This is a genomic window from Kiloniella sp. EL199 (assembly GCF_900313065.1).
GTDB lineage: Bacteria > Pseudomonadota > Alphaproteobacteria > Kiloniellales > Kiloniellaceae > Kiloniella.
Genome location: NZ_OMPU01000003.1, coordinates 1 through 10,225, shown reverse-complemented (window position 1 = coordinate 10,225; position 10,225 = coordinate 1). Strand labels below are relative to the sequence as shown.

10 protein-coding genes are annotated in these 10,225 nt (G+C 47.6%); 3 read left to right on the top strand and 7 right to left on the bottom strand.

The genetic code is table 11. The features are described 5' to 3' along the window. Window positions 1-124: 124 nt before the first annotated feature. From D9A03_RS20240 to D9A03_RS00705, 6 genes are all read right to left on the bottom strand, one after another. Complete coding sequence (locus tag D9A03_RS20240) at window positions 125-271, bottom strand: hypothetical protein (protein WP_120495331.1); 147 nt, start codon at window positions 269-271, stop codon at window positions 125-127. Between the two features lie 66 nt (window positions 272-337). Next, window positions 338-724 (bottom strand): IS5 family transposase, encoded by a 387-nt coding sequence (locus tag D9A03_RS00725; RefSeq protein ID WP_120495330.1) that lies wholly within the window; start codon window positions 722-724, stop codon window positions 338-340. Between the two features lie 94 nt (window positions 725-818). Further along, the gene (lpdA, locus tag D9A03_RS00720; RefSeq protein ID WP_120495329.1) at window positions 819-2,213 is read right to left on the bottom strand and encodes a dihydrolipoyl dehydrogenase; all 1,395 of its coding nucleotides are present in this window, start codon (window positions 2,211-2,213) and stop codon (window positions 819-821) included. A gap of 3 nt (window positions 2,214-2,216) precedes the next feature. Beyond that, a complete protein-coding gene (locus D9A03_RS00715) occupies window positions 2,217-3,527 on the bottom strand; it encodes a dihydrolipoamide acetyltransferase family protein (protein WP_120495328.1) in 1,311 nt (436 codons plus the stop codon). Between the two features lie 3 nt (window positions 3,528-3,530). Then, a complete protein-coding gene (locus tag D9A03_RS00710) occupies window positions 3,531-4,544 on the bottom strand; it encodes an alpha-ketoacid dehydrogenase subunit beta (RefSeq protein ID WP_120495327.1) in 1,014 nt (337 codons plus the stop codon). A gap of 3 nt (window positions 4,545-4,547) precedes the next feature. Next, window positions 4,548-5,780: a 3-methyl-2-oxobutanoate dehydrogenase (2-methylpropanoyl-transferring) subunit alpha gene (locus tag D9A03_RS00705; RefSeq protein WP_085900578.1), complete on the bottom strand. Its 1,233-nt coding sequence runs from the start codon at window positions 5,778-5,780 to the stop codon at window positions 4,548-4,550. Window positions 5,781-6,024: 244 nt separating this feature from the next. Between D9A03_RS00705 and D9A03_RS00700 the strand changes: the two genes are divergently transcribed. Next, the gene (locus D9A03_RS00700; RefSeq protein ID WP_085904505.1) at window positions 6,025-6,498 is read left to right on the top strand and encodes an Lrp/AsnC family transcriptional regulator; all 474 of its coding nucleotides are present in this window, start codon (window positions 6,025-6,027) and stop codon (window positions 6,496-6,498) included. 224 nt (window positions 6,499-6,722) lie between these two features. Here the strand turns inward: D9A03_RS00700 and D9A03_RS00695 are convergent, their stop codons facing one another. Further along, window positions 6,723-8,300 carry a hypothetical protein gene (locus D9A03_RS00695; RefSeq protein ID WP_120495326.1) on the bottom strand — a complete coding sequence of 526 codons (1,578 nt, stop codon included), beginning with the start codon at window positions 8,298-8,300 and terminating at the stop codon, window positions 6,723-6,725. Window positions 8,301-8,622: 322 nt separating this feature from the next. On the opposite strand from D9A03_RS00695, the gene bmt reads away from it, so the two are divergent. Both bmt and D9A03_RS00685 read left to right on the top strand, forming a co-directional pair. Further along, on the top strand, window positions 8,623-9,708 hold the full coding sequence (gene bmt, locus D9A03_RS00690; protein WP_120495325.1) for a betaine--homocysteine S-methyltransferase: 1,086 nt from the start codon (window positions 8,623-8,625) through the stop codon (window positions 9,706-9,708). A 188-nt stretch (window positions 9,709-9,896) separates the two neighbouring features. Beyond that, window positions 9,897-10,142: a hypothetical protein gene (locus tag D9A03_RS00685; protein WP_120495324.1), complete on the top strand. Its 246-nt coding sequence runs from the start codon at window positions 9,897-9,899 to the stop codon at window positions 10,140-10,142. Window positions 10,143-10,225 lie beyond the last annotated feature (83 nt).

Below are 10,225 nucleotides of genomic sequence, written 5' to 3'. Positions count from 1 at the left end.
GTATTGGCTGGAAACTTGCCTATGAATGGGATGGCGAAAAGGTTATCCTGCACCACAAAGGATATGTCTGGCGGCTGTTTGGCAAATTATTACCTCTGCCTCTCTCTTTTGTGATGGGCAAAGGTCACGCAGGATTTTTGGCATTTCGTTTTGAGGGGATAACCGCCAAAGCACCTTCATCAGCGATATCCAGTCTGATTTTACCACTGCTGTAGGCTTTGTCGGCAACAATAGCCAGAGGCGGTACCTCCCAGTCCAGAAATTCAGGCATTAATTTACTATCGTGAACATGACCACCACTAATGGCAAGACGGACGGACCGGGCGGCCTTTCTGATCTACAGCCACGTGAACTTTGCTTGTGCGACCTCCGCGTGAGCGGCCAATACCTTCCGCCAGTTCCCCTTTTTTGACCCGGCCGCTGCGCGGTGAGCCTTTACAATGGAGCCATCTATAAAAATCAAAGCGTCTTCACATTCTGTTGCCAGCACATCAAAGATACCTTTCCAGATACCACGCTCACCCCAACGAACGTAACGATTGTAAACCGTTGTGTGAGGGCCATAACGTTCCGGAAGATCACGCCAGGGTGCACCTGTGCGCAAGATATAGAAGATACCATTCAGAATAACACGGTCATCACGACGGGCTGGCCCGCGACCTTTCTTCGGTAGTAAAGGCTCAATAACCTGCCACTCTTCATCACTTAAATCAAATCGGGCCATGTAAAACTCCCTAAAACGAGAGCTATGAATCACAAAAAGTTATATTCTGCAAGACATTAAAATGGGTTCACACCCTAGGAACACTGCGTGTTCATTAAATATGCAACGCATGCCCCAGCGTCTTAAGTGCAGCCTCTTGAAAGGCTTCGCTTTGTGTTGGGTGGGCGTGGATTGTTCCGGCGATGTCTTCCAGACGGGCCCCCATTTCAAGGGCGAGTGCAAAGCTTGCGGACATTTCCGAAACACCTGCACCGACGGCCTGAATACCAAGAACAAGATGATTATCGGCACGGGCAACGATACGCACAAAACCTTCTTCGCGTTCAGCAGACATGGCGCGACCATTGGCCTGAAACGGGAAGAGATCGGTTTTAATATCATGCCCCAGTGCTTTTGCTTCTGCCGGGGATAACCCAGCCGTTACAATTTCGGGATCAGTAAAGCAAACCGCCGGAATACAAACTTTATCCCAAGCACGCTTTTCCCCCGCAATAATTTCAGCAACCATTTCCCCCTGAGCCATAGCACGGTGAGCAAGCATTGGTTCCCCGGTAACGTCCCCTATTGCATAGGTTCGCCGCATTGACGTTTCGCATTTATCATTGATATGAATGAAAGCACCATCCATACGCAGATCAATTTCTTCCAATCCCCAACCTTCAGTGACGGGTTTCCGGCCAACCGTCACCAAAATCTTGTCCGCTGGGATTTTGTGATCAGCCCCACCACCATTTTCCACAAGCAACGAATTACCTTTTGTCGAAAGCCCTTTTGCTTTGGCGTTGGTCATGACCTTTATGCCAAGGTCGTTCAGGCGTTTGACAACGGGACGCACCAAATCTTTATCATATTGTGGCAAAACAGATTTTGCGGCCTCGACCACCGTAACTTCAGCCCCAAGTTTTGCATAGGCAATTCCAAGTTCCAGTCCGATATAACCGCCACCGACTACAGCCAGCTTTTTTGGAACTTCGGTTAACGATAGGGCCTCGGTAGAGGAAATTACTTTATCCTCAAAAGGCAAGAAAGGCAGTTCAACAGGCTTGGAACCTGTGGCAATTACCACATATTCAGCGCGAATAATCTGCGGGCCTGTCGGTGTGGCAACCTCAACAGTTTTACCATCTCGAAACTTGGCCCAGCCTTCAACCGTTTTAACTCCGTGCTTTTTCAAAAGCCCCGCAACACCAGAATTCAAACGACTGACAATGCCATCTTTCCATTCCATAGTCCGGGCCAGGTCAATAGACGGCTTTGTTGTTGAAATTCCAAGCGCATTTTCCCCGGACAAATGAGTGACTTTATCGAACTCATCCGCCACGTGAATTAAGGCTTTTGATGGAATACAACCTACATTCAAACAGGTGCCACCGGGTTTTCCTGCTTCAATAACAACAGTATCTATCCCCAGTTGCCCCGCACGGATGGCACAGATGTATCCACCAGGACCGGCACCAATGACCAGAAGCTTTGTTTTAATTTCCTTCATGGCTTAGCCCTCCATAAAAATCATTGCCGGTGTTTCAAGAAGGGATTTAATACGCTGCACAAAAACGGCGGCATCCCAACCATCAATAACCCTGTGGTCAAAGCTGGAAGAAATATTCATCATTTTACGTGGCACAAAATCAGTCCCGTCCCACATGGGGCGCACAGCCATTTTGTTGACCCCTAGAATGGCAACTTCCGGGTGATTAATAACGGGAGTTGTTGCAATCGCCCCCAAAGGTCCAAGTGATGTAATGGTGATGGTCGAACCGCTCAACTCTTCGCGCGTAGCAGCTCCCGCTTTGGATGCGGCAGCCAAGCGATTAACCTCTGCGGCACAGCCCCAGACATCTCTGGCCTCGGCATGCTTAATAACAGGTACGACCAAACCATTTGGTGTCTGTGCTGCCATGCCGATATGGACACCGCCGTATTGATGGACAACGCCCGCTTCATCATCAAATATTGCATTGAGATTGGGTTGTTCAGCAACGGCCTTGACCAAAGCCCGCATCAAAAAGGGCAAGAGTGTCAACTTTGGATGATCTTCTGCCCTGTTCTTGTTCAATGTCGCGCGCAACTCTTCCAGCGCCGTCATATCAACTTCTTCCACAATCGTAATATGCGGAATACGCGACTTGGAAATCGACATCTTTTCCGCAATTTTACGACGCAGGCCAACGACCCTGACTTCTGAAACCGAAGTATTTGGAACAAGACCGCCTTTGGGGCCAATCGCGACGCTGCTGCCGTCAAAATAAGCATCCAGATCTTCATGAGTAATACGCCCGGCTGGTCCAGTCCCGGCAACTTGTCGGAGATCAACTCCCCCATCTTGCGCTCGCTTTCGGACAGCCGGGGATGCAACGGGCTTTTCCCCCTCTGCTCTGACGGGCCCCACAGACTGTTTACGTAACTTAGAGCCGGAAGGTTTCTCTATCTCCACCTTTGCTTTTGGTGGTTCAACAATAAAACTCTGTTCCTGCTTTTCAGGAGCATTTTTCTCTAACTTTTCCGTCTCTGGCTCCCCAGTTTGGATGGCAGACCTACTTGCCTCCGTATTGTTCCCTTCGCCATCAACTTCAAGTTTGATAATGGGTGCACCAACAGACATTACATCCCCGGGCTCTGCCCCAAGCCAAATAATGCGCCCGTCGACTGGCGACGGAATTTCAACCGTTGCCTTGTCTGTCATCACAGCGGCAAGGACCGCATCTTCCTGAACGACATCACCAACAGATACTTCCCATTCGACAATCTCGGCTTCGGCGACACCTTCGCCAACATCCGGAAGCTTGATTACATATTCACCCATTGATCAGGCCTCCATCACTTGTTCTAACGCGCGGCTAACTCTTTCCGGTCCAGGGAAATAAGCCCATTCCTGTGCGTGTGGATAAGGCGTATCCCATCCGGTCACCCGTTGAATGGGAGCTTCGAGATGATAGAAACAGGTTTCCTGAACACGAGAGAGAAGTTCTCCGCCAAAACCAGACGTCAGCGTTGCTTCATGAACAACAACACAACGTCCCGTCTTTTTAACCGACGCGATGATTGTTTCTTCATCCAGAGGCAATAAACATCGAAGATCGATAATCTCGGCATCAATCCCGGTTTCTTTCGCTGCGGCTTCAGCGACATAAACCATCGTGCCATAAGCAATAATCGTAACATCAGCCCCTTCGCGGGTCACTTTAGCCTTACCCAATGGGACATTGTAGTAACCATCAGGAACTTCACCCAACTCATGCTTTGACCAAGGGGTTACCGGCTGATCGTGATGACCATCAAAGGGACCATTGTAAAGACGTTTGGGTTCCAGATAGATAACGGGATCGTCATCTTCAATCGCAGAAATCAAAAGCCCTTTGGCATCGGCAGGGTTGGATGGCACAACAACCTTCAGGCCAGAAACCTGAGTAAAGACCGCTTCGGGGCTTTGGCTATGTGTTTGCCCCCCAAAGATACCACCACCCGTTGGCATTCTAATGGTTATAGGTGCTGTAAAATCACCGGCAGAACGATACCGTAATCGCGCAGCTTCAGAGACAATCTGGTCATAGGCCGGATAAACATAATCAGCAAACTGGACTTCAACACAGGGGCGCAAGCCATAAGAAGCCATCCCTATGGCAGCGCCGACAATCCCGGACTCATTGATCGGGGCGTCAAAGCAGCGGTTCTTGCCATACTTTTCCTGCAAACCATGGGTACAACGGAAAACACCGCCGAAATAACCAACATCTTCGCCAAAAACAACAACATTGTCATTTTTATCCATCATGACATCCATTGCATCACGGATGGCTTCAATCATCGTCATTCTGCTCATGAATTAAATCCCCGCTTCCTGACGTTGACGCCGTAAGTGTGGCGGCATTTCTTTATAAACATCTTCGAACATATCACGTGTTGAAGGCGACCCTCCGGAATGGAGCGTGCCATGACTTTCCGCTTCTTTTTGCGCGGCAAGCACAGTGTCTTTTATTTCTGCTTCCGTCTGCAATTGACGCTCTTCTGACCAGATCCCTTTGCTGATCAGGTGAAGTTTCAGGCGTTCAATCGGATCACCTAATGGCCAGGCATCAGACTCTTCTTTTGGGCGATAAGCGGCAGGGTCATCAGAGGTCGAGTGCCCACCAGCGCGATAGGTTACATATTCGATCATCGTGGGGCCAAGATTCAAGCGCGCGCGCTCAGCAGCCCACTTTGCAACCGCATAAACAGCCAGATAGTCATTACCATCAACCCGAAGTGCCGGAATACCAAAGCCATGGCCACGCGCCGCAAAGGTTCCCGATCCCCCCTTCGCGATCCCTTGGAAGGTTGAAATCGCCCATTGGTTATTTACCACATTGAGAATAACCGGTGCCTTGTAAGTAGATGCAAAAACCAATGCAGCATGAAAATCTGATTCTGCCGTTGATCCATCGCCGATCCACCCCGCAGCAATCTTGGTGTCATTTTTGATCGCAGAGGCCATGGCCCAGCCAACAGCCTGAATATATTGCGTCCCCAAATTACCGGAAATAGAAAAGAAGCCGTATTCTTTCTCAGAATACATAATTGGGAGTTGGCGCCCTTTTAGCGGATCTTCTTCGTTAGAGTAGATCTGGTTCATCATCTTGACCATCGGGTAATCTTGCGCCAGCAAGAGACCTGCCTGACGATAGGTCGGGAAATTCATGTCCCCTTTTTCCAACGCACATTGAAAAGCAGTCGAAACAGCTTCTTCACCTAAGTGCTGCATATAAAAGGATGTTTTCCCCTGTCTTTGTGCCATCATCATACGGGCATCAAAAGCCCGTAGCGTCATCATATGACGCAAACCTCTGATCAATTCGTCATCACTCAACAGATCAGCCCAAGGACCAACAGCATCTCCATCTCTATTCAGGACACGAATAATAGAATAGGCAAGATCTCTTATCTCTTCAGGCGAAACATCAACATCAGGACGCCTTACAGAACCTGCTTTGGGTATCGTAACATTGGAGAAATCCGGGGTATCTCCGGGACGGAATTCTGGCTCTGGCACATGAAGATGGAGCCGCTTCTTTTCACTCATCTATTTTTCTCCGGCAATATATCTCTCAATATATCTTTTTTTGGCATATGTCGCTCCCTAGGCTTGCCCCTTTTCCGCCGATTTCGGCTTGTTGTAATTACACTTGTTATTCTGGGTATAATTCGGGGCATGCTCTCTGACAGTAATTATGACATATTCTGACTGGTGATTATTCCCAAAATCATTATGATAAAGAAGAAAATAAGCTATTTTTCTCTAACAAATACATCATGAGTAGTGATTTATGGAACTTGATGCGATTGATATAAAGATTTTGCGAATCCTTCAAACGGAAGGGCGTATTCGTTCTATTGAGCTGGCCGAACGCGTGGGCTTGTCGCCCACTCCCTGTGCCCGGCGCGTAAAAATGCTTGAAGACGAAGGCGTTATCACCGGTTATACAGCACGGGTCGACCAAACCAAGTTGGGTTACATGATCAACATCTTTGTCTCGGTTGAACTGGAAAAACAGGCGTCGGAGAACCTGAAGCAGTTTGAAGAGGAAATAGATAAATTTGAAGAAGTTGTGGAATGTTACCTGATGACCGGCAGTCAGGATTTTTTGCTTAAAGTTGTCGCGACAGATCTTATGGCGTTCGAAAAGTTTCTTCAGGAAAAACTGACCCGCATTCCAACGATCCGGGCAGTAAGATCCCGTTTTGCCCTGCGCAGCATTGTTGAAAGAAATGCACTGCCCAGCCCACAAAGACCATCCTAGAAATGCAAAAACCAAACGCCAGTTAAGCACGCTGAACATTATTGCTCCTGTTGCATCGCCCCAAGAACCTGGTGATCACTCACGACACTGACTACCGCATAAGTTGATCATATAGACTATAATACCATCGAATAAACAAAAGAGATACGAAAATGGCCACCACAATTATGTGATGGCCATTTTAAAAACTCTATAATATAGATCTTTGTTAGGTTGGCTCTTCTTTACTCGGCAGCTTCTGGTAAAGCATTACGATTGCGGATCAACAGATCACCAATGCTATTGGCTTTATGTTCCACCAAGGTGTCCGGACCACCCCAGATCGGCACGGCACGGCCAAGCCTTGCCATGATATCGTAAATAATGAACTTTGCGACACCGTTCCCGCCGCGGGTTCCCTCGTACAACAGTTGTAGAGGATAAGCAGCGTTCCCAATAACCGGTATAAACCCAAGGAGAAGTGCAAACCATGGTCGGCTTGTTCCCCGGGCAGTAGAGGCAATTATACGGCAAGTCGTATAGATCGTGCGTACAATCACACCACCACTTAGATATCCTATGATTCCACCAAAAAGGCCGATAACATCCAAAGCCCCCAAACCGAAGATAACAACAAGGGTGGTGACCTTCACAAATGGTTTCAGCGCCATCAAGACGCCAAAGTCGGTGATGTAAAGACTGCTTTCGCTGTTTTCCATCTCATGTTTCAAAACATCGGCTTCCTGCTCGGTAAGCTGACGACGTTTCTGCCAATCCTCGATGCTGCGTCCAACCAGTAATCGACTCAACTGTGTTCGATAGGACGGCAGTAACATAAAGGCTTTAATCTTCGGCATCAGGTTTCCAAGCTGTTTGATCAGCTTGCTCTCTGTCAGCAAAGAGCCCACTTTTCCGATAGCTTTATGCAAGCCTTCTTTGGCTTGTCGAGCATACCAGCGCAACGGATGCTTCTTGTAATAATGTGTTTCTTCTTCGGAAATTTTCCCACGTGCAAACTTCGCCTGAATGCTTCGTTGCAGACGCGACATGAAACGCCAGTCATCGGGCTTATGAATAAGACCGGACACATCAACACAAAATGCTTCGTATTCCTGTTCACTCATTACCCCAAGGAGTGCGGTTTTGTTTTCAGCGATGTAATCACGAAGTTTTGGTACATCCACGTCATCATAAAGCGGGCGACCATTCACCAATGTACGTTGTAGATAATAGGTGAATAGAAGTTTGGGATTCGCCGGGAACAACGCAGGCACACCAGATTCCAGATCAACCCAGACCCAGCGCTTTTCACCCGCTTCAGTCGTTTCTAACAGGAAGTTACTGGTCGCGACGGGATTACCATATCCGGCTTGCCAGGCAAGACCATCAAACCCTGCATCGAGAAGTAATCCCTGCAGAGGCTTCATGACATTTTCAACAAGATCCCGAATTTCCGTTTCTTTCAAAGAAGAATATGGGTGGTGAAGCGATGGTGCACGCCCATCGATAAATTCCATGGTAATTTCATTGGCTCGGAATTCTTCGTTCCATGATACAGAAATAATCTCAGCGATACGAAGTTTACCGGGCAGCCAAAGTTTCATAAGGGCGGAAAGAACACGACGTCGACAGGCAGCTTCGAGGATTGATCCCTGATGCCAGATATAAGGGTTGTTTGCGCCAAAAATCACATTGTGAACAAGGCCAGCCAACGTAGAACCAACAAATATCTTACGCGCTGTCGCCCGACCATCCGGAAGATGATCCAGATAGACTGTAGCAGATCGGCCAGCGCCAATCTTTCGGTCTTTTAAACTCGACATTTAATTATTTTCCAACCCTTGTACGGTGCTCGTATTCGCCCCTTCGGTGAGTAAAAAACCGAAAATAGAAATCAAAGCTGCGGGGAAATTTTTCGCGAGCAGCATATATCTATACTTTTTTTGTGGAAAATACCACCCATAGCGAAATAAAAATGTCACTTTTATGTCTCAACAACTTCACGATCTTGTATCTCTTTGTGAAAGCATAACCTTTCAAATTCAAAAAACTATATAAAGAAATCCTGATATAGCTTGCGTCACCTATAAAAAGAGCATAGTTTCCTCAGTAGATACTAATCTCAATTTTGTGCGGCGAGTAACCATGGCCAATAAATTCCTAGATCTCTTAAAAACACGCGACTGGCTTCTTGCTGATGGCGCAACAGGCACCAACCTTTTTGAAGTGGGTCTGGAAACCGGCGATGCGCCTGAACTATGGAACCTCGATGAGCCTGAAAAAATTTATAATCTGCAAAAATCATTTGTTGATGCTGGTTCTGACATTATTCTCACCAATACTTTTGGCGGCACACGAAACCGTCTTAAGCTTCACAAAGCAGAAGATCGCGTTGCAGAGATAAACACTGCTGCAGTCAAAATCACCAAACGTGTTGCTGATGAAGCAGGCCGTCCCGTTGTTGTTGCCGGATCGATGGGCCCTACAGGTGATATATTTGAACCTGTTGGTTCATTGACACGTGAAGAAGGCATTGCGGCATTCCGTGAACAAGCCATTGCACTGGCCGAGGCTGGCGCAGATGTTCTTTGGCTGGAAACAATTTCTGCACCGGAAGAACTGGAAGCAGCCGTTACAGCATGCAGTGAAACAGGCTTACCAATTGTCACAACACTAAGCTTTGACACCAATGGCCGTACCATGATGGGTCTTACCCCCGGCGACTTTGCCGGACGCGTCAAAGAGCTATCCACAGTACCCGTCGCCTATGGTGCCAACTGTGGTGTCGGCGCATCAGAAATGGTTACAGCTCTCCAAAACATGGCAATGTGCGCTCAAGAAGGCGATGTTCTAGTGTCAAAAAGTAACTGTGGCATTCCCGAATATGTTGATGGCGCCATTCGCTACACCGGCACCCCAGAATTAATGGCTGATTATGCAAGAATTGCCGTTGATTCCGGCGTTAAAATTATTGGTGGTTGCTGTGGGACATCTCCAAATCACGTCAAACACATGCGTAAAGCACTGGATAATCATACACGTGGGCCAAAACCAAGCCTCGATGAAATCATCTCGCGTCTGGGGGAAATCTCCAACGGTGCGAGAGAGATGAATGAAGCTGGTCCTTTGGGGGCTAAACCGACAGAACAAACCGGCGGTGGCCGCAGGCGCAGAGGACGCGATCCGAAACGCAAAGCAGCCGATGACGGCAAGTTTCCGGGTCAGGAATAGTCAGTCTGCCCACAAGGAATAAGAAACAAGACCATAACAAAAGGGGCCTCAAATCGAGGCCCCTTTTGTTATACTCAGCAGAAATTTGTTGTAGAATATTTAAGTAGTAAGCGTCTGCCGAGGCGCACCTACCCTAGATTTTATCTATCGTTTATATTTCCCTTAGTTGATTTATAAGGGAAAAGAATATGGTTCGGCAAATAAATGATCCTTCAAGTGAGAATAGTTTAACTCGAGAAATCTGTTTAAAAATACTTTACGCAGCTCTTTTGGAGCAAACAGATTTAACTGAAGTTGCTGCTCGATATGGGGCAACAGCCTTCGAAGTATTTAACTGGGGTAAACCAGCAGACATCGAATGTGGTAGTGGGTTTGTTAGCGTTGAAATTACCAAAGATGCCGAAGTAGCTTTGGACGATCTAGGCTCTAGTTAAACGGTAATTAAGTTCACTAAAAGTTTTACTTCCAAACATATCATAAATAAGGCAAGCCATGATTGGTCCGGCAACTAATACAC